Here is an 18,980-nt window from a genome sequence, read left to right as displayed (position 1 = left end):
TGGTAACATGAATAAACAGCATCGAGTTGAGCCTACTGATTCAGTCCTAAGCCACCAGCCTGCAGAGAACACGCAAGGCCCGGACCTCTCAGACCAGAAATACCGCCGACTCTTTGAGACAATAAATACCGGGTTTGCCCTTTGCCAAGCCATTCGGAATCATACCGAAAAAATGATCGATTGCCGATTCCTGGAGCTTAACCCGGCGTTTGAGACACTCACCGGGGTCAATCCTCAACGGGCCATTGGCAAAACGGCTCGGGACGTATTTCCCGCTCTTGAACCCGAGTGGTTCGACGCCTACCAGCCGGTTATGGATAGTGGGCAAACCATTCGCGTTGAACAGTTCATCCCTGGGTTAGATCGGTGGTTCGAGATGACAGCCTTTTTTTTTGGCAATGACCAGTTTGTGGTCCATTACGAAGATATCACCGCCCGCCGACAGGCCCTGGAATCCCAGCAACAAAGCAAAGCCCGCTTACAACTGGCCCTGGATGTTGCCCAGCTAGGCACCTGGAGTTGGAACCTGCTCACCAATGAGGGGTACCTGGATGCCCGGGGAGCGGAGCTAATCGGTCTGCCCCCCGGGTATCAAGCCAACGTAGCCCAGGCCCAGATGGCCAGCATTCATCCCGACGATTTGGCCCGCACGGAAGCCGACGTGATGGCGGGGATCGCCCGGGGGGTACCCTTTGGTCTCAGCTATCGGGTCATCCATCCGGACCAGAGCGTCCACCATATTCGCTCCCGTTTCCATGTAGTCGCCGACCAGACGGGACATCCTGTGGAGCTGATGGGAACAAACCTGGATATAACGGCTGAATATGAGCTGACGACAGCCTTACGCCAAAGCCAGGAAAAACAGGCCTTTTTACTCGCCCTGAGTGATGCGCTACACGCCTTAGCGGATCCGATCGAGATCGAAACAACCGCCGGCCGGCTACTGGAGGAACATCTGGGTGATACCCGGGTTCTGTTTGACCAACGGATCGGGCAAGAGGTGATTACTCACCCGGCCGATGGCCGCCATCAGCTTCTCAATATGGATCCGTTTCGCTCGTTGACTTTGGGCGTAAAACCGTCTGTTTCCTTCCCAGCGGGTCAGGTACAGGTCGTTACCGATGTGGCACTGGATCCCGTCTATACTCCGGTCGAACGAGCGGTATTGCTAGCCGCTCAGATTGGCGCTTATATAACCGTTCCGCTGGTTAAGCAACAGCAGTGGGTCGCTACCCTGACGGTTCATAGTATCCGGCAACGCGCCTGGACTTCGTCTGAGATTGACTTGGTTCAGGAAACGGCGGAACGCACCTGGGCGGCCCTGGAACGGGCACGCGCCGAGAACGCCCTGAGCCAAAGCGAAGAGCAGCTTCGGCAGTTGTCAGCGAGTTTGGAAAGTCAGGTGCTACAGCGCACGGGGGAGTTGGCGGCTGCTAACCACGAATTGGCGGTCAATAACCAGGCGCTGGCCGAAGCCAACGGCCTGCTGCTTCGCTCGAATGCCAACCTACAAACCTTTGCCTACATTGCCAGCCACGATTTGCAAGAGCCCCTGCGCAAGATTCAGCAGTTTGGTGATCTCCTGAAAACGCGTTATACAGACTCAACCGGCGAGGCAGTCGTGTATCTGGAACGGATGCAGTTGGCGGCCGCTCGGATGTCGACCTTGATTCGGGACCTGCTGAATTATTCCCGAATTTCCACCCAGCGGGACCAGAGTGCTCCCGTCTCGCTTCAGGCCATTGTTGCCACCGTGCTCAATACGTTAGATTGGACGATTCAGCAAACTGGGGCTCAGATTCAGGTGGGGCCGCTGCCAACGCTAACAGGCGATGCCTCCCAGCTAGGGCAGCTGTTCCAAAATTTACTGAGTAATGCCCTTAAGTTTAGTAAACCAGGCGTGGCTCCCCTGATTCAGATCGTGTCGAGTCGGGTGTCGGCTTATGATTTACCGAAGGGGTTTACGCCCCACCGAGCGGTGAGCGACTATTATCGGATTGAGGTAGCGGACAATGGGATTGGTTTTGAGGAGAAATATCTGGATCGCATTTTCCAGGTCTTTCAGCGCTTGCACGGCAAAAACGAGTTTGCCGGTACGGGCATCGGGCTGGCGATTTGTGAGAAGGTGGTGACCAATCATGGGGGGGCTATTACGGCCACTAGCCAGTCGGGTCAGGGGGCCACCTTTAGTGTTTACTTGCCAAGCTAAGCGTAATGGGTTAACCCGTGTCACCTCCCCGCAATACATTGTTAGATCCTGTACATGCTCAGCGTAGCGAGTGCTACGTTCTCTCGATTCAGCCTTACCCGATGGATCCACGTTTACCAACGGCGGCATTAGCCTGAACAACAGGACATTTTTGGTAATTTCATTTTATAGGCTGGTGATAACCGTCGCTTAAAAACGGGCGTTTATAGAGCACACATCTAGACATATGGACGCGTTTGTTTTGAGTAGGAGCGATTCCCGTGAACAAAACGATTCCAGATCAGATCTTCTTTCGATCAGGGCAATAAATAAAAGATGCAGTAAGTCATGCCTAAATTAAACCCGGCATGGCAAAGAATTGCGCCCAAAAGCGAACCGGAAGCCGTTTTAAACCAGAAAAATAGCCTACTCACCAAAAACATACTCATCACCCAAAGCAAAGCCGGCATCACCAAAAATCGCCATTGCTGGTCGATGAACACCAGGCCAAAATGAGACAGGTGGGTCAGCGCAAAAGCAGAACTATCCATTAGAGAAGCTCTTTTTTCGCCAATAGAACGGGCAAAACTGGTGTGAACGATACCCCGGAAGAACAACTCTTCACCAATAGGGCTAAACAGCATACCCGTTATCGCTACGATCGTGAATAAGCTTGCTCTATCCGACTGAGAGATACCGGCTGGTATTTTGTAGGATTTGCCGATATAGACATACCAATTCTCGAAGGAAGTGGCGTATAAAATTCGTCCTATCGCGTACAGTAGCCCACTGACCGCCATACCCGCTACCAGCGCCACTACTAGCTGGCTATAGCGGTCAGGCTTGGTCATTCCAATTTTTTGTCGTCCAAACGGGGTCAGAAATACAAACGGGCAAAGGGCGGAAATGACCATAATCGCCCCAATTGAACTATAGTTACCCGATGCATTAGCCGCCAAGACTAAAATAAAGCGGGGGATACAAACGACCAGTAATAAACCAAGACCGAATTTCCAGTTCAAGTGAATAAGCTTTTGCCAACTTGGTCTTACTTGATCTTCCACAGGCTAGTTAAAGGCTATTTGAATGTTCGATTCGGCAAAAGTAGTTATAGAATAGAAGTATTATCTATCTCTCAAAATGCTGATTTATTACTATTGACCTACCTCAATCAGTGGCATATGTTGAAATCGGGTAATTATACGCTAAAGCCAATTGATGTGTCTCAATAAATTTGGCCTTTAACGATTCACTACGACTTTACTTTATGAAACCATTCGTTGTCATTACTCTTCTACTAGGGGCTAGCTTAACGGCTACTGCCCAAGTAAAAACCCAGTTAGCCAATACCGCCTGGCAAGGTACTGTCGAGACAAGCAAAGTCGTGGATGTGGTTCTTCGATATGGAGCAGACACGACGACTATGTATACGGTAGCCGACAAGCAGTTGCTCGAAACGATGACCTATACCATCAAAGGAGATACGCTAACTTGGAAAAAAGTAAGTGGGACAAGTCCCTGCGACACCCAAGCTATTGGAATCTATCAAGTGGTGATCAAAAATGACGAGATGGTATTGAAACCACTCAAAGATGATTGCCCATTGAGATCAGGTTCATTACTACCAAAGCCATTCAAGAAAATAGCTTACAGTAGTAAATAGCTTAAAACTTGAGGTCAGTGGAATGACTTTTACTTGATGAGCCGATAGATAATTCTCTCTTTACCCCAGGTTACTATTGTTAAACGAACGGGCAGTAGCGAATGGCGCGGCCTGGTTAGTCTTTAATAAGCTTGCTGGGCAAACCTTAAGTGACCTATTTTTCATTTCGCAGCCCCCCTCAAGGATCACTGAACTACAAGATGGATACCAGTACTCGTATCTGCCGCATAAATTGAAGGAAAAAGTAACTTGACACGGCCAAGTAAAGACCAACTACGGCCCATACATAGCGGTCCAGCTCTACCAGCAAATGAGTCAGTATCCAAAGCCCTAAACTTACAAGGCAAACATGAGCGATTGGCTAAAGCCTTTTAAGCTTAGTTTTTTAATGGCATCATACAATAGCTGATTGCGCCGAATCGTATCCAGATCGACCCACAGTTCGGGCATAGTCAATAGAAGGAAAGAGATGGTCCGTAAGCTAAGCAGCCTTTATAGGACCTTCAATAGGCTGTCTAGGCAAGTAGAGGGCTTTAACCCGAATGTAGGAAAACTACATGGACTCGATTGGGTTAGATAGTCATCACTTCACGACGATTCATCGATGATTGACATAATGGACATAAACGACGAAGCCATTTTTCGGGCTGTTGTCATGGAATCACCTATTCCTGTTGCCCTACTGGTAAGCCGGGAGTTGATTATCAGCGTAGCTAACGAACCCCAGTTATCGGTATGGGGCAAAGGAGATAACGTTTTTGGAATGCCCCTGGCCAAAGCTATTCCAGAAATGGAAGGCCAGCCCTTCCTGGCCATTTTAGATGAGGTCTTTACGACTGGCCTCTCTTTCTCAACGAACAACATCCCGGCGAACATGGTCAAGAATGGGATCATGGAGACCGTCTACTTCGATTTCTCCTTTAAAGCGGTTCGCAACCAACAAGGAGTAGTGTTTGGCATCATTGCGACAGGGATCGACATTACTCAGCAAGTAGCCGACAAGCAGGCACTTCAGCAGAGTGAAGAACGTTATCGTCAACTCTCGACTGACTTGGAGCAGCAAGTGCAGGAGCGGACTCAGCAACTAGAGGATTCGGTTCGAGAATTGAAGCGATCGAATGAAAACCTTCAGCAGTTTGCTTTTATTGCTTCCCATGATTTGCAAGAACCCCTGCGCAAAGTGCAGCAGTTCGGTAGTATACTCAAGAATCAGTATAGCCACCTGTTAGGCGAGGGAGTCGCCTATGTGGATCGAATGCAGTCAGCAGCGAGTCGTATGTCCAACCTGATTCGAGACTTACTGAGCTACTCCCGAATTTCAACCCAGCAGGATAGAAATAGCTTGGTCTCCCTGACAACGATTGTTCAGACTGTTGTACGGGATCTTGACATGTCCATTAATGAACTGAAGGCAACCATAGAAATAGGTAACTTACCTACGATAGAGGGTGATTCGTCCCAACTAGAACAACTATTTCAGAATCTGCTGGGTAATGCGCTTAAGTTTCACAAGCCTGGCATTGCTCCTCACATCTCGATTATGGCCAAATGGGTTGCGGCTGATAAGTTACCCCAAGAAACCCGGTCTAATCAGCGGGCAATTGCTTATCATCAACTAGATGTAAGGGATAATGGGATTGGCTTTGAGGAGAAGTATCTGGATCGCATCTTCCAGGTGTTTCAACGCCTACATAGCAAGAGCGAATTTGCGGGTACGGGTGTGGGGCTGGCCATCTGCGAAAAGGTGGTCGCTAATCACGGTGGGGTGATCACAGCCAGCAGCAAGCCAGGGCAAGGGGCTACGTTTACGGTTTACCTACCGGTGTAGTAGCCCCTATTATGGTAGTCTGTCTGATCGTAGTCGATCCAGATGCGCAGCTTCCCCTTTCACCTCCTGAAACTACACTTGTTCTTAGGTATATATTACCGGCATTGGCCTGGCTGAGTGGCGATAAACTGATGCCAGGCTCCTAGGGATCGGTATGCGTTACGTTAAACTAACCTTCAGATAGAAGGCCTAACCCAGGCTTAGGGTGGTAACGGCTTTACCGTAATACTTTACGGACGTGACTTTCGTCGGTTAAATCAAAATCGGCCGCTACCTGTTTTAAGCTGTAGTTACCACTCGCTAGCCGCTGCTCGATCAGCATCTTCCGATACTTCCCTACGTACGCCCTTAAGGTAGTGCCCGTGTTCCGTTTAAAATAAGGACCGATGTAATCTGCCGTCGTGTGAAAATGAGCCGCCATCACAGCGGCTTTTAGCTTTTCGGGCGAGTAAATGTATTTATGGATATAACAAAATACAGCCTGCAGGTCCCGGCTATAGCACCGGGTGGGTTGAAGCGCCGGCATGTTTCGTTGTAATAAGCTGGCAATTGTCAGCACTTGCAACCAGATGAGCCGCTCGTTGGCCAGCATATCCTGGCGCAGCCAACGGATCACCTCAACCACGTAGGCAGCGGAACATTGATCGGCCGCACTGAGTCGAAACGTCGACCAATGCGTTTCCCTGCTCTTCATCAGATACTCCAGATGCCGTAAGAACCAAGACATATCAGATGACACCTGATGAATGTACACGTCGGTAAATTTAATGAACAGGAACTGCGTCGTTTCGGCGAGGACAAAGTGGTGATCGTCGTCGGGCCCCACTAGAAACCAGTCTCCTTTTACATACGGCAGGCTATTTTCCTGGATATAATGGGTCCCACTACCCTGCCGGATATAAATCAGTTCGTAATGATTGTGCCGATGGATGGGATGTGCCCACTCAGTAGCCTCCACTTCATCGACTACTAACGGCTGAAACTGTTTATAGCGCTTCATAGCGGAAATATACCGATTTATGTCGGCAATTTACCCCTAACCGTGCCTTGGAAGGACTGACCTTTGTCTAATAAAGCCGGTCTTAACGGCTAGGCCGGTCTACAAATCGATTGAATTATGAAAAAAACAGCGTTAGTGGTTGGGGCCAATGGGGTTATTGGGAGCAACCTGATTGACTATTTAGGCCAACTTGATGACTGGAACGTAATTGGGCTGTCGCGCCGAGGGGGCCCTACCACCAATCGACTCCGCTACATCTCGGTAGACTTGTTGGACCTTCAGCAATGCCAGGACCGGCTAGGTAGTTTGACCGAGGTAACCCATATCTTCTATACAGCTTTCCAGGACCGACCCACCTGGGCCGAGTTGGTAGCGCCCAATCTGCACATGCTGACCAACACCGTTGAGGTAGTGGAACCGATCGCGACTCATTTGCAGCATATCAGTCTGATGCAGGGCTACAAAGTTTACGGGGCTCACTTGGGGCCTTTCAAGACGCCCGCCAAAGAAAGCGATGCTGGTCATATGCCCCCTGAATTTAACGTTGATCAGCAGCAGTATTTGGAGCAACGGCAGTTGGGTAAAGCCTGGACCTGGTCAGCCATCCGACCCTCGGTGGTAGCCGGAACAGCCCTGGGTAATCCCATGAACTTAGTCGTAGTTCTTGCGGTGTATGCTACCCTTTCCAAAGAACTTGGCCTGCCCCTGCGGTTTCCCGGCAAACCCGGTGCTTATGACAAGCTGCTGGAGATGACAGATGCCGGTCTGCTGGCCAAAGCCACCGTTTGGGCCGCTACCCAGCCCCAGTGTGCTAATCAGGCGTTTAATATTACCAACGGGGACCTGTTTCGCTGGAACGACCTGTGGCCTAAAATCGCGGCCTACTTTGGCCTGGTAACGGCGTCGCCGTTGCCCATGTCTTTACAGCGTGTAATGGCGGATAAGGAATCCTTATGGGAATCTATTCAGGAAAAGTACGAGCTCACCAGACATACCTACCAGGCAGTGTCTTCCTGGGCATTCGGCGACGCCGTATTCGGCTGGGACTACGATTTTTTTGGTGATGGCACCAAAGCCAGAAGACTTGGTTTTCATGAGTTTATCGATACTGAGCAGATGTTCGTGCAACTCTTTGATAAGCTACGTCGGGAGAACGTGATTCCGTAAGTCATCGTGTGAACAGGTCATAATCGTTGTATGCCAGGAATTGGTGCTGACGGTTAGTTAAAAATAAGCGTCTCCCTAAACGCTCGATTAACCCATCCAAATCATTCCCTTTAGCGGGACAAAAAAAGAGGTGGTGACTCACGACGTCACCACCTCTTTAGGGAGGTTTAAACGTTAGTTAATCTGGATTTGAATGGGAGCTTTGGATTTGGCCTCTTCCTGCTTGGGAAGTTCAATATGCAGAATGCCATTTTCGTACCGAGCCTGGATTTGCTGTTGATCACAGGATCGGGTAACCGAAACGAGCGCGAGAAGGCACCGCATGAACAGTGGCTATCCAGAGTCGGCCTTGCGTATCGACAACAAGTTGTCGCTTGCGTCCATTCCTTCGCCGTTCGCTGGTTTGCCACGTGGTCTTACCAACCATGCTTTGCTGTGCCTACTAAAATTTTCGCCTTTCCCTAACCGGGTTAGTAAAGGAATTCCCCGCCCTACCGGTCGAGCGAGATTTACATTTTGAAGGGAAATACCCTATCAGCCTCTACGCTAGAGCCGCCAACATGAAAAGCCGTATAGTCACTGATCGAAGCTTTCCTGACAGCATAGCATCAGAAGCAATGAAGGTTTAGCTCTTCATTATAAAGCCCTGTTCGGCAGGGCTTTATATTCAATCTCATATTATCTAAATGGATCTTTCCAATAGGTAACGGTCGTAAGGCAAATAGCCCAGGCTGTGGCAACCCAGAGGCTTTGTAAGCCAAAGGCATTAAATAATAGCGTACCGGCCAGGCCACCGCCTACTAACCCCAGGCACAGTAAAAAATAAGGGAGCCATTCCAGTTTTTTACCGCCTTGAATGGCGTATGCTATCCGCTGGCTCATTTTTACAAGTGTGCCGGTCATATAAGTAACAGCAATCACATCACCCTCACGTTGGAGGGCAGCATTCTCAGCTCCCATTGCCAAAGCCATTAGAACAATGGATGAAGTGATTAAACCAGAGCTAGCGCAATAAGCAGATCCCATTAGTAAACAAGAAACAAATCCTAATACAACAGAAACCTGGATTTTAGACCTTACCCGCTCACGGATCAGTGTTCCAATAACAGTACCGCCTATGAATAGAGCTATGATACCGCTAACATTCACAATAGTAATTACCTGAGAGCTTGCTACGCCTACGGCCAATTGTGTTAAGTTTCCACTCATGAAAGAAACAAAATATCCGCCCAACTGTAAAAAGCCAATAGCATCCACACAGCCCGCCAGTGCAGATAGACAAATAGCGACGATAGTTGCTTTTGGTTTTAAGTGATTCATTTTTCTTGTTTTCAATAATTACAACCGCTGCACTATAAACTAGGGGCTGAGCGTAACTCTATGAAGATTCACCCCAGCCAAGAACATTTCTATAGGGATCTAATCAGGCAGTTATCAAATTCCTGATTTCTACAGTTGCAAAATCAATAGCATATTTAACATTTTCGATATTTGGGTTGGTCCGGTTTTGACGGACAGTCAACTAGGCAAGTGTTGATTTAAAGTTAAGTCATACTGCTTCTCAAACTGTTCAGGGCTGACATAGCCCCGTGATAAGTGGCGCCGTCTTCGATAGTAACAGCATCCCACCAGCGACCCGCTCAATGTAATTGAATCGAATAGCTTAATCTCGAACCAGACGAACCGAGAGTCCACCAGTGACATCGGCATCGAAACGGAACGCTTTTTTTAAATTTTGTTTATTGCTACTAGGCGGCCCACCATAGTGAAAGTTCCATTCCCAGGCTTTACCAATCGAATTAGCAGGTGAGGACGTCCAAAACAAACCAAGAGTACCTTGGAACATATAGAGAATACCTTGGGGCCAATAACTGCCTTCAGATCTTCGGGAACCGCCTGCAAGCGCATCGAAGCCGCTGCTATTCGTGCCGTTACCGTCTTCATTCCAGCCTTTGATGCTTTTTAGCGCTTCACCGGCTTTGTCTGTTCCCCCAAATTGACTTACTAGCCGAGCCCATTCGCTATCGGTTGGTAAATGCCAACCGCTGGGACAGGCTTTTTGCGCTGCCGCCCACGTGTAGAGCAAGCCTAGCTGCTTTCGATTATTCTCATTGTCATCATACGCATAGCTACCGTCAACTTTGTAGTTCAGGTTTTGGGCCATCCAGGTAATGGTTTTGCCGGTCAACGTATCGTTAAAGCTGGTCGTTTTATACGTTTGCCCATCTCGCGAGTCGGTAAAGGAGCCGGTAGATTGGGCAATTCCCACTTGGGTAAAAAACAAGGTAGCCAGTAAGGTAACGACGTGTTGTTTCATCATTATTATTTGGGGGTGGTCCTGTTTCAAAACGCTTAAAGACTTGGTCAGGGCTGACGTTACACGAATTTGCCTAATCGCCGTGACAAACAAAACCCATTATCTTTACTCGCGATCTAACTCGACTCCCTTGGGATTATCCACTTGCGTAAACAATAATTGAGCTGACTTGACACGCAGACCAGACCATCACAGACAACGAATTGGTTTAGGCACGAAGGGCTTTTATGTATAAATCGATTGACAACTTACTAATCCACAGTATGCTATGACACCCTCACCCAATAATCATTCTCCAGTACGCTCTATTCTGCTGGTCATTGGTTTACTAGGTCTAATCCTGACCAGTATTTTCCTGAGTCGCCGAAGTATTCACGATATACAGCAGGCATCCGTATCCATTTATAAAGATCGACTCGTACCGACAGGCATACTGGTCAACCTGACGGCCACGATTTATCGCAAACGACTGATGCTGGAAACCTACGTGCTAGCCTCTCAAAAACCGAACAACGAGTTGATCCTCTCAACGGTCGATCGGCTCAACCGGCGGATTGACTCGCTGATTGTCGAATTTGAGCATACGTCATTAACGGTAAAGGAAGCCGACCGTTTACGGTCATTGAAGCAGCAACTGACCGCTTACAACCAACTGGAAGGTAAATTAACGAATAGCTTAGTTAATCAGACCACAACGCAACAGGCTCTTTCTGTAGACGGTAGCAGTACGGCTTTTGATCAGGTGGCTCAACGGCTCGATGAACTGGCCTCTCTTCAGCTTACCGTTGGGGAGGAGCTACTGGGCGAGTCGAGGGGGGAAACCAACTACATTTATGTCTTAACGGCGCTACAGATCGGTTTGGTCCTGATGATTGGCATTAGTCTATTTCGGCACCGTTTCAACTACTGATAAATTACCCCAATTTGTTTGGGCTACTTTTACTTGATCAGCCGCCTGACAATAATAGGGGCCCCGACTCGTAGCGACATATCCATAGACATTAAGCTATTAAGCCCGTTAACGCGCATGAGCCTCACCAACTAAATAGGTCAAGTAAATAGCGGCTTCGTATTTTGGCGAGGCAAAATTGGTCGTACTTTTAGCCTGATTCTCATTTAACCCTTTTACGAATATCCAGTATCCCTTACCAATCAAACCTACTAAACCTTTTCAGTATGACTGCTTCTACTCGTAACATCGTTGCCTGGGTTTTACAGGTACTACTTGGCTTGTTTTTCATGTTTGCAGGCTTCAACAAACTCCGTGATTTAGCTACCACGACCAGCATGTTTGCGAGTATGGGTCTGCCGAGTCTTTTAGCTTACGTGGTTGGGGGTGCCGAACTGCTAGGGGGCATTGGGCTATTGATTCCACGCCTGACTCGCCTGGCGGCCGGGGGCTTACTGATCATCATGATCGGGGCAGTGGTGATGCATGCGACTAAAATTCCCGGTGGGTTAGCTGGTGGAATTCCTGCGGTGGTCTGTCTGGTGCTGTTAGCCGTTGTGTTGTGGCTGCGCTGGCCGGTTGCTCCCAGAACCATCTAGTCTAAAAGTCAACTCGTGGTGTAAACGTTGACAACCCCCAACGTTTACACCACGAGTTGACCCGTTGACGACGCTATAAGCCAGGTTCGTCGTAAAAGAGGAAGTAGCGGGCGATTCTGACCCTATTTTTGAGCCATACGCACAATCACCTGGCTATCCCTATGGTTCACTCTACCACCGGTTTGGTTCACCTTTCAGCGGCTTTGCTGGCCATGATCACGGGCGCCATCGTTCTGCTGAACACCAAAGGAGGATTGCTCCACAAACGAGTTGGGTACGCCTACGTTGGGAGCATGCTCCTGTTGAACGTTACCGCTTTTCTGATTTATCACCTGTTTGGTAAGTTCGGCCCCTTTCACGGGTTGGCCGCCATCAGTTTTCTGAGTTTGGCCGGGGGGATGGTTCCGGTCTTGCTCCGACACAGGGTCAACAAGTGGATTTACTGGCATTACTATTTCATGAACTGGTCGGTGGTGGGACTGTATGCTGCTTTTTGGGCTGAAGCACTCACCCGCACCTTACCCATGGGCCAGTTTTGGCCGGTGGTAATTGGAGCTACCACGGTGACGACGGTTTTAGGATCCTACCTGATTCGACGGAATGCCTCCCGGCTCCTGGTTCGAGATACTCAGTAAACATCAGGAGGGCAGGCACCGTACTTAGCCCGCCTACGTAAAGGTGAGCCAGAGAAACACATAGATTTCACTGGCTCACCTTTAGGCATACCAGACCGCTTAACTCAGAGTAATACAGCTGAGGTTACAGCGCTTCCTGAGCCGGGAAATAGATACCTGTTGCCGCTTCGGCTAGCGTCCAGAGCCGGTCGGCAGTAGCTTCATCCAGGGCATTATCGGCATAGGGGAACTTGACGGGGTAACCCCGGTAACCACCCTCTTCATGCGGACTGTAGAAATCGCCACCCTGTACGTCGGGCATCGTGGCTGCGTATAAACTTGGCAAGGCCCCCTGCCAGGGTTCCATTAACGTGCCAATGCGTTGTAAGGCGGCATCGTAGGCGTCCTGGTTCATGTGCCTGGATAGCTCGGTGCTGTTGGCGCCGGGCTGCGTGGCAATGGACAACACCGAATCACCCACTCGTTTGATCCGCCGGTCCAGTTCAAGTGCCAGGAGTATATCCGCCAGTTTACTCTGGCTGTATTCTCGGTACGGATCGTACGACTGCTCGGCATGCAGATTATCAAAATTGATCTGTCCGCGCAGATACGCCATGCTGCTTACCGTGACCACCCGAGAACCGCGAGTTCCTCTAAGCAGGGGGTACAGAGCGCCCGTCAGGGCAAAATGCCCGATGAAGTTGACGCCAAATTGTAACTCGAAGCCTTCCTGCGTCTTTTGTTCAGGACAATACATCACCCCGGCATTGTTGATCAGCACATCCAAGCGAGCGTGCGTCTGGCGAAACTGTTCAGCAAATTGATTAACCGATTCCAGACTAGCCAAATCCAGTATAGCCGTCTCCACACTTCCGGTTCCGCCTTGCTGCCGGATGGCCTGGGCCGCTTTCTCGGCTTTCTGCTGATCGCGGCAGGCAAGCGTTACGTTCGCACCAGCTTTCGTCAGGGCGAGTGCCGTTTCATACCCAATTCCGGTATTGCCGCCAGTTACGATGATTGTTTTGCCCGTCTGATCGGGCATATCCTTCGTTGTCCACATAGTTAGTTTATTTACGGGGACAAAGTACGGACGAACGATACGGAAGAAGGGTATAAAAACGAAAGCGAAATAGACAAAAATCAATCTCCCCTGAACGCCTTAGGCGTACGGCCCACCCGTTTTTTGAAAAACGAGGAGAAATGGTTCGGTTCTTCAAAGCCTAAACTCCAGGCGATTTCGTTGATGGTCCAGTCGGTCGTTTTGAGCAGGACTTTGGCTTCCTCCACGATTCGGTCGTTAATGAGCTGGATCGTCGGCTGGCCCGTTTGCTCTTTCAACGCCTTGTTGAGGTGATTCACATGAATGTTCAATTGCTGGGCAAAACCCGATGGCGTGCTTAGCTGAATCATCTGCCCGGATAGATCGATGGGAAATTGACGTTCCAGCAGCTCCCGAAAAAGGGCAGTAATTCGCTCTGCGGCATTAGCCTGCGAGGCCGCGGCTGCTTCGACAGGGTGGCGCTTCTGAGCGCCATGAATTACCTCCATCAACAAATTGCGAATCAGATCATACTTATACGTATAGCCACCAAGCAGTTCCTCTTCCATTCTGCCAAATAAGCTCCGGAAAAATACAGCATCGCTTTCCGATAGCATCAGAACCCCCAACTCGGTATGCTGAAACACCGGAAACTTCTTCACCTCGCCCATTCGGTTCAGGAACGCTTCGGTAAAAATGCAGATGTAGCCCGTTTGTTCTTCCGTAATTCGTTCCCAGAGGTACGGCACCATCGGATTGGTAAACACCAGGCTTGTTCCTTGGATAGTAAATGTTTTATCGGCGTAAGAAATCCGGTTCTCTCCCGTAATCAGGCTGATTTTAAAGAAATTGCGTCGGCTGTAATTAGCCTGTTTATGATCGGGCGACAACACGGCCTCAATTCGGAACATGTTAAAATGGCCAGCCTCCCCCGTCAGGGGTTCAAGCGGCTGCTGGATCCGCTCATAGAAGCGATCGATTGTCGTGAACTCAGTCATACTCAAACCTACAAAAAACAAACCGTTTTCAATAAGCGACTGCACCAGCTTTGAGGGGCGGCCCGAAAAATTAGTCGCTCAGGCTAACCGGATCCGTTGCCTTTACTACTTGATTCGCCCTAACACCTTGTCAAATTCGACAACGGCCGTGAGGTAATCGTACACGGCCTGGAGGTAGTTCGACTTGGCCTGGGTAAGCGACAGCTCGGCATCGGTCAGGTCCAACCGGGAGGCAATACCTTGTTTCCAGCGGTCGCGGGTAATACGGTATCCCAACTCGGCGACAGCAATCGTCTGTTGCTGAGTCTGAATACGTAACCGGGCCTCCTGTACATTCGACAGGCTTATTTTCACCTGTGCCCGCACGATCTCTTTCAGGTTTGCCAACTGCGTTTCACTTTGCTGGCGGGTTACCTGCGCCTGTTGAATGCGCGAATTTGTTCGAAAACCCGTAAAAATTGGCACGCTAAGCTGCAGGCCCAGATAGGAGCTTACTGGCCACCGGTAGTCGCCCAGCCGAAAATTATTGGCCTGTGATTGGGATTGCACCAGGCCGATCGCGGCTAACTTTGGTTGCTTTTCGGCAGCCTGCAGCACAATTTGCTCCCGGTTTAACTGCTCGATCAACTCCAGTCGACGCACTTCGGGCCGGGCCTGTACCGCGTCGAGATAGGCATCGGTGCCCGGCGAAACAAACAAGGCATCGTCGTAACGCAGCGAATCCTGCAGGTCAATCTCTTCCCGCTCGTCTAACCCCACGGTACGCTTCAGCACCGTTTTCGTGATATTAATCCGGTTAGTCAGTTGAATGAGTGTCGGCCGCAGGTTTTCGATCGTCACATAGGCTCGTAATGTATCGACGCGCGAGGCCCGGCCTTGTGCCAGAAGCGAACGGGAATCTTTCAGGGCCTGCTCATTCCGGGCGATACTCTGTTGCTGTAACCTGAGTTGTTCCCGCGTAATCAGTACGTCCAGGTACGCTTTCTTCACATCGGTAACGACGGTGGCCCGAACATCAGCCAGCGCCTGGTCCGTGGCCAATCCGTCGATCTGGGCCACTTTAATGCCCGAGCGAACGCTGGCCTGAAACAAGGGTTGGGATACAGCTACTCCGCCCAGGAACGCATTCGCGCCCCCAACCCGAAACGTAGCTAACTGATCGTCGCCTAACCCAACAAAGCTACCGGGCAGGAACGAAATCTGTTTATTGAAGTAGTACAGGTACTGCGCCGAAGCGGCTACCGTGGGCAGCGCATATCCCCGCGCTTCCTGTACTTTCTGACTAGCTTTTGTCGTTTCCAGCGTGGCAACCTGCAAATCACGATTCTTGTCGATCGCCAGCTTGACGGCATTTTCCATCGTCAGTTGGCGAACCTGGGCTTTAGCTGATTGTGAACTCAGGAAAGCAACTACCAGGAGGGCAGCAATGATATATTGGGGGTGTTTCATAAAATTGGTCGTTGATCAAAAGGGAACCGCCGACGGTTGGCCGCTGCCGGTACGGTTCCCTATACATTAGGCTACGAGTTCAAGCTCTTCGGCTTTTTTCCGGGGAACCCGCGAGAAGTAAGAATACACCGCCGGAATGATGTAGAGCGTGAGCAGACCCGCGAACAATAAGCCGCCCACAATGACAGTTCCCAGCGAGTTCCGGCTGTTGACGGTGAGCGCGATGGGAATTGTACCGAAGATCATCGCCAGGCTGGTCATCAGAATGGGCCGGAATCGGGAGGCTGCCGCCACTTTAGCGGCTTCGAGGGTACTCAACCCGGCTTCTTTTTGCTGGTTGGCAAATTCAACGATCAGGATACCATTCTTGGTGATCAGACCAATGAGCGTAATGATCCCGATCTGGCTGAAAATATTCAGCGTCTGACCGAACAGCCACAAACTCAACAGGGCACCGGTCATGGCCATCGGCACGGTCAGCAGGATAATAAACGGATCGACCAGGCTTTCGAACTGGGCCGCCAGCACCAGATAAATCAGCACCAACGCGAACACAAACGCAAACAGCAAACTCGACGAGCTTTCGGAGTAGTCCCGCGATTCGCCCGCCAGCGACGTTTTAATCGTCGGCGGCAGGACTTTCTTCGCAATACGGTTCATTTCCGCGACGCCATCCCCGATGGTTTTGCCCGGTGCCAGCCCCGCCGAAACGGTCGCCGAAATGGATTGATCGTACCGGTAGATGGCCGCCGGACTGATGCTTTCCTTAAACGAAACCAGGTTATCCAGCGAAACCACGTCGCCGGTGCGGGTCCGCACGAACATCGCTTTCAAATCATACGGCGTATCGCGATCCTGTTTCTGCAACTGGCCAATTACCTCGTATTGGCGGTCATTATAAATAAAGTACCCGTACCGTTGGCCACTCAACGCCAGTTGCAGCCCCCGGGCAATCTCCGCAACGGAGATCCCTAATTCAGCCGCCTTATCACGGTTGATCTGCAGGACCAGTTCTGGTTTATTGACTTTCAAATCCGAATCGGCGAACCGAAGAATCGGGCTTTTGCGCGCTTCGTCCAGAAACTTCGGCAACACAGCCGTGACAGCCGCCAGGTTCGTGCCCTGCAAGACGTACTGAACGGGCTGGGATTGCCCGAACCGGCTTCCGATGGTCGGCGGCTGCACCGGGAAGACCGTTACACCCCGGAAATTCCCGGCGTTTCGGGCGTAGGTCGCAAAGACATCGGCCTGGGTCGTTGTGCGTTGATCAGCTTTTTTGAGAAACGTGTTCTGAATGGCAATATTTACCGGCGCCGGTGGTCCAAAGGTCAGGGCCAGAATCGAATAGGACTGGAACAGGCCCTGGGTCGAGTCGATCGAGAATTTGGAAATCTCGTTCATGTATTTCTCCATGTACTCGTACGACGATCCTTCCGGCGCAATGACGGCCAGACTGATCTGCGAGCGATCTTCCAGCGGAGCCAGCTCCGACGGGAGTTGCTTACCGACGACATAGATGAGTCCAAACGTACCGGTCAGGACGGGGAAGGCAACCCAGCGGTAGTGCATGAACCAGGCCAGCGACCGTTCGTAGCCCCGGTTCAAGGCCAGAAAATAAGGCTCCGTTTTCCGGTACAACCAGTTGGGTTTGTCATGCCGCTTTAGCAGATACGCGCTCATCATCGGCGACAGCGTCAGGGCCACAAACGCCGACACCAGCACCGAACCAGCCACGACCACCGCGAACTCCTGGAAAAGCTTCCCGGTGATGCCCGGCAGGAACAGAATGGGCAGAAAAACGGCGGCCAGCGTAATGGTGGTCGAGATGACGGCAAAGTAAATTTCTGACGAGCCTTTGATCGCTGCCTGCAAGGGCGACATGCCTTCTTCGACTTTGGCGTAAATATTCTCCAGCACGACGATGGCATCATCCACCACCAGACCGATCGCCAGCACCAGCGCCAGCAGCGTCAGGATATTGATCGAGTAGCCCGCAATGTACATGATAAAGAAAGCCGACACGATAGACACCGGAATGGCAACGACCGGGATGATCGTCGACCGCCAGTCGCGCAGGAACAGAAACAGAATCAGGATAACCAGCCCAAACGCAATGAACAGGGTTTCTTCCACTTCCGAAATGGAAGCCCGGATCGGCTCGGTGAAATCTTTCCCGATGGTCAGCTCATAGTCGGCCGGTATTTCGTTGCGCAGGTCCTTCAGTCGCTTGTAAAACTCATCGGCAATGGCCACAGCGTTGGCACCCCGCTGGGGCTCTACGAAAACACCGATGGTGGCAGAATTTCCCTTGAGGCTGTTCAGAATGGCCGTCCGTTCATTCTCCGCTCCCAACTCCGCATAGCCAATATCCCGAAACCGGATAATACTGCTGCCGGCCTGCTTGATGATCATGTTATTGAAATCGTCCTCTTTCGTCAGTCGACCCAGGGTTCGAACCGTCAGCTCATTGCGGTCGCCTTCAATCCGGCCAGAGGGTAAATCCACGTTTTCGTTTCCCAGCGCCTGCTCAATGTCTGAAGGCGTCAACTGATAGGCCGCCAGTTTTGCCGGGTCGATCCGCAACCGCATGGCGTACTTTTTTTCACCAGCAATACCGACCCGTTTCACGCCCGGAATGGTCTGCATTCGCTCTTTGATAACCGTAGAGGCAATGTTGCTTACTTCCAGAATGCTGCGGGTTTTGCTTTCCACAGCCATAAAAATGACAATGTCACCACTGTTGGCTTTTTCCACGATGGGCGCATCAACGTCACCGGGCAGCAGACGACGGGCTTTTGTTACTTTGTCCCGAACGTCATTGGCGGCCGCTTCCAGATCGGCGTTGAGGTTAAATTCAACCGTGATTACACTGGCCGCTTCCTGCGATACAGACGAGATGGTCCGGATGCCGTTAGCTTCTCCGAGGGCCTCTTCAAGCGGTTTTGTAATCTGATAGGCAATGACATCGGGGCTGGCACCCGGATAGGTTGTGGTGACGGTCACGATCGGCGAATCCGTAACGGGATATTCGCGAATACCGAGGTAGGTCAGCCCGACGAAACCGAAAAGTATAATCAATACAGAGAGTACCCCGGCCAGCACTGGCCGCTGAATACTAATTCCCGATAAACTCATAATGAGGTATTTTTAAAACAAAGAGAAGGAGAAC

16 protein-coding genes and 1 pseudogene are annotated in these 18,980 nt (G+C 50.6%); 8 read left to right on the top strand and 9 right to left on the bottom strand.

Annotated features, from left to right (window positions below; all coding sequences use genetic code 11):
- Window positions 1-7 precede the first annotated feature (7 nt).
- Window positions 8-2,209 carry a sensor histidine kinase gene (locus ACYU8Y_RS13470; protein ID WP_460937988.1) on the top strand — a complete coding sequence of 734 codons (2,202 nt, stop codon included), beginning with the start codon at window positions 8-10 and terminating at the stop codon, window positions 2,207-2,209.
- A 296-nt stretch (window positions 2,210-2,505) separates the two neighbouring features.
- On the opposite strand, the gene ACYU8Y_RS13465 is transcribed toward ACYU8Y_RS13470, so the two are convergent.
- Window positions 2,506-3,210 (bottom strand): lysostaphin resistance A-like protein, encoded by a 705-nt coding sequence (locus tag ACYU8Y_RS13465; RefSeq protein ID WP_460937986.1) that lies wholly within the window; start codon window positions 3,208-3,210, stop codon window positions 2,506-2,508.
- A 245-nt stretch (window positions 3,211-3,455) separates the two neighbouring features.
- On the opposite strand from ACYU8Y_RS13465, the gene ACYU8Y_RS13460 reads away from it, so the two are divergent.
- Together ACYU8Y_RS13460 and ACYU8Y_RS13455 are read left to right on the top strand one after the other, a co-directional pair.
- Window positions 3,456-3,851: a hypothetical protein gene (locus ACYU8Y_RS13460; RefSeq protein ID WP_460937984.1), complete on the top strand. Its 396-nt coding sequence runs from the start codon at window positions 3,456-3,458 to the stop codon at window positions 3,849-3,851.
- A 604-nt stretch (window positions 3,852-4,455) separates the two neighbouring features.
- Complete coding sequence (locus ACYU8Y_RS13455; RefSeq protein ID WP_460937982.1) at window positions 4,456-5,679, top strand: sensor histidine kinase; 1,224 nt, start codon at window positions 4,456-4,458, stop codon at window positions 5,677-5,679.
- A 217-nt stretch (window positions 5,680-5,896) separates the two neighbouring features.
- Here the strand turns inward: ACYU8Y_RS13455 and ACYU8Y_RS13450 are convergent, their stop codons facing one another.
- Window positions 5,897-6,679 carry an AraC family ligand binding domain-containing protein gene (locus ACYU8Y_RS13450; protein WP_460937980.1) on the bottom strand — a complete coding sequence of 261 codons (783 nt, stop codon included), beginning with the start codon at window positions 6,677-6,679 and terminating at the stop codon, window positions 5,897-5,899.
- 117 nt (window positions 6,680-6,796) lie between these two features.
- Between ACYU8Y_RS13450 and ACYU8Y_RS13445 the strand changes: the two genes are divergently transcribed.
- Window positions 6,797-7,846, top strand: a complete 1,050-nt coding sequence (locus tag ACYU8Y_RS13445; RefSeq protein ID WP_460937978.1) for an SDR family oxidoreductase — start codon at window positions 6,797-6,799, stop codon at window positions 7,844-7,846.
- A gap of 174 nt (window positions 7,847-8,020) precedes the next feature.
- Here the strand turns inward: ACYU8Y_RS13445 and ACYU8Y_RS13440 are convergent, their stop codons facing one another.
- A complete protein-coding gene (locus tag ACYU8Y_RS13440; RefSeq protein ID WP_460937976.1) occupies window positions 8,021-8,170 on the bottom strand; it encodes an Hsp20 family protein in 150 nt (49 codons plus the stop codon).
- Between the two features lie 173 nt (window positions 8,171-8,343).
- On the opposite strand from ACYU8Y_RS13440, the pseudogene ACYU8Y_RS13435 reads away from it, so the two are divergent.
- Window positions 8,344-8,475, top strand: a pseudogene (locus tag ACYU8Y_RS13435) (DUF2958 domain-containing protein); the annotation flags it as partial.
- 49 nt (window positions 8,476-8,524) lie between these two features.
- On the opposite strand, the gene ACYU8Y_RS13430 reads toward ACYU8Y_RS13435, so the two are convergent.
- Both ACYU8Y_RS13430 and ACYU8Y_RS13425 read right to left on the bottom strand, forming a co-directional pair.
- Entirely contained in the window at window positions 8,525-9,166 is a 642-nt protein-coding gene (locus ACYU8Y_RS13430) for a YoaK family protein (RefSeq protein ID WP_460937974.1), read from the bottom strand.
- A 343-nt stretch (window positions 9,167-9,509) separates the two neighbouring features.
- Window positions 9,510-10,166, bottom strand: a complete 657-nt coding sequence (locus tag ACYU8Y_RS13425) for an FISUMP domain-containing protein (RefSeq protein ID WP_460937972.1) — start codon at window positions 10,164-10,166, stop codon at window positions 9,510-9,512.
- Between the two features lie 265 nt (window positions 10,167-10,431).
- On the opposite strand from ACYU8Y_RS13425, the gene ACYU8Y_RS13420 reads away from it, so the two are divergent.
- From ACYU8Y_RS13420 to ACYU8Y_RS13410, 3 genes are all read left to right on the top strand, one after another.
- Window positions 10,432-11,073, top strand: a complete 642-nt coding sequence (locus ACYU8Y_RS13420; protein WP_460937970.1) for an MCP four helix bundle domain-containing protein — start codon at window positions 10,432-10,434, stop codon at window positions 11,071-11,073.
- 266 nt (window positions 11,074-11,339) lie between these two features.
- Window positions 11,340-11,711 (top strand): DoxX family protein, encoded by a 372-nt coding sequence (locus tag ACYU8Y_RS13415; protein WP_460937968.1) that lies wholly within the window; start codon window positions 11,340-11,342, stop codon window positions 11,709-11,711.
- 161 nt (window positions 11,712-11,872) lie between these two features.
- A complete protein-coding gene (locus ACYU8Y_RS13410) occupies window positions 11,873-12,346 on the top strand; it encodes a DUF2306 domain-containing protein (protein WP_460937966.1) in 474 nt (157 codons plus the stop codon).
- A 124-nt stretch (window positions 12,347-12,470) separates the two neighbouring features.
- On the opposite strand, the gene ACYU8Y_RS13405 is transcribed toward ACYU8Y_RS13410, so the two are convergent.
- The 4 genes from ACYU8Y_RS13405 to ACYU8Y_RS13390 all read right to left on the bottom strand — a co-directional run bounded on the left by ACYU8Y_RS13405 (window position 12,471) and on the right by ACYU8Y_RS13390 (window position 18,946).
- On the bottom strand, window positions 12,471-13,385 hold the full coding sequence (locus ACYU8Y_RS13405) for an oxidoreductase (protein WP_460937964.1): 915 nt from the start codon (window positions 13,383-13,385) through the stop codon (window positions 12,471-12,473).
- An 80-nt stretch (window positions 13,386-13,465) separates the two neighbouring features.
- Window positions 13,466-14,362: a helix-turn-helix domain-containing protein gene (locus tag ACYU8Y_RS13400; RefSeq protein WP_460937962.1), complete on the bottom strand. Its 897-nt coding sequence runs from the start codon at window positions 14,360-14,362 to the stop codon at window positions 13,466-13,468.
- 105 nt (window positions 14,363-14,467) lie between these two features.
- Window positions 14,468-15,811 carry a TolC family protein gene (locus ACYU8Y_RS13395; protein WP_460937960.1) on the bottom strand — a complete coding sequence of 448 codons (1,344 nt, stop codon included), beginning with the start codon at window positions 15,809-15,811 and terminating at the stop codon, window positions 14,468-14,470.
- Between the two features lie 66 nt (window positions 15,812-15,877).
- Window positions 15,878-18,946, bottom strand: a complete 3,069-nt coding sequence (locus tag ACYU8Y_RS13390) for an efflux RND transporter permease subunit (RefSeq protein ID WP_460937958.1) — start codon at window positions 18,944-18,946, stop codon at window positions 15,878-15,880.
- Between the last annotated feature and the right edge of the window lie 34 nt (window positions 18,947-18,980).

The sequence above is a fragment of the Spirosoma humi genome (genome assembly GCF_054776575.1).
This window is presented reverse-complemented; position numbering and strand designations above follow the sequence as displayed.

Excerpts from the sequence above, each read along its gene's own strand:
- ACYU8Y_RS13390 (WP_460937958.1), bottom strand. The coding sequence starts at position 18,946 with ATGAGTTTATCGGGAATTAGTATTCAGCGGCCAGTGCTGGCCGGGGTA.
- ACYU8Y_RS13455 (WP_460937982.1), top strand. The coding sequence starts at position 4,456 with ATGATTGACATAATGGACATAAACGACGAAGCCATTTTTCGGGCTGTT.
- ACYU8Y_RS13445 (WP_460937978.1), top strand. The coding sequence starts at position 6,797 with ATGAAAAAAACAGCGTTAGTGGTTGGGGCCAATGGGGTTATTGGGAGC.
- ACYU8Y_RS13400 (WP_460937962.1), bottom strand. The coding sequence starts at position 14,362 with ATGACTGAGTTCACGACAATCGATCGCTTCTATGAGCGGATCCAGCAG.
- ACYU8Y_RS13460 (WP_460937984.1), top strand. The coding sequence starts at position 3,456 with ATGAAACCATTCGTTGTCATTACTCTTCTACTAGGGGCTAGCTTAACG.
- ACYU8Y_RS13470 (WP_460937988.1), top strand. The coding sequence starts at position 8 with ATGAATAAACAGCATCGAGTTGAGCCTACTGATTCAGTCCTAAGCCAC.
- ACYU8Y_RS13395 (WP_460937960.1), bottom strand. The coding sequence starts at position 15,811 with ATGAAACACCCCCAATATATCATTGCTGCCCTCCTGGTAGTTGCTTTC.
- ACYU8Y_RS13410 (WP_460937966.1), top strand. The coding sequence starts at position 11,873 with ATGGTTCACTCTACCACCGGTTTGGTTCACCTTTCAGCGGCTTTGCTG.
- ACYU8Y_RS13405 (WP_460937964.1), bottom strand. The coding sequence starts at position 13,385 with ATGTGGACAACGAAGGATATGCCCGATCAGACGGGCAAAACAATCATC.
- ACYU8Y_RS13440 (WP_460937976.1), bottom strand. The coding sequence starts at position 8,170 with ATGCGGTGCCTTCTCGCGCTCGTTTCGGTTACCCGATCCTGTGATCAA.
- ACYU8Y_RS13415 (WP_460937968.1), top strand. The coding sequence starts at position 11,340 with ATGACTGCTTCTACTCGTAACATCGTTGCCTGGGTTTTACAGGTACTA.
- ACYU8Y_RS13420 (WP_460937970.1), top strand. The coding sequence starts at position 10,432 with ATGACACCCTCACCCAATAATCATTCTCCAGTACGCTCTATTCTGCTG.
- ACYU8Y_RS13425 (WP_460937972.1), bottom strand. The coding sequence starts at position 10,166 with ATGATGAAACAACACGTCGTTACCTTACTGGCTACCTTGTTTTTTACC.
- ACYU8Y_RS13450 (WP_460937980.1), bottom strand. The coding sequence starts at position 6,679 with ATGAAGCGCTATAAACAGTTTCAGCCGTTAGTAGTCGATGAAGTGGAG.
- ACYU8Y_RS13430 (WP_460937974.1), bottom strand. The coding sequence starts at position 9,166 with ATGAATCACTTAAAACCAAAAGCAACTATCGTCGCTATTTGTCTATCT.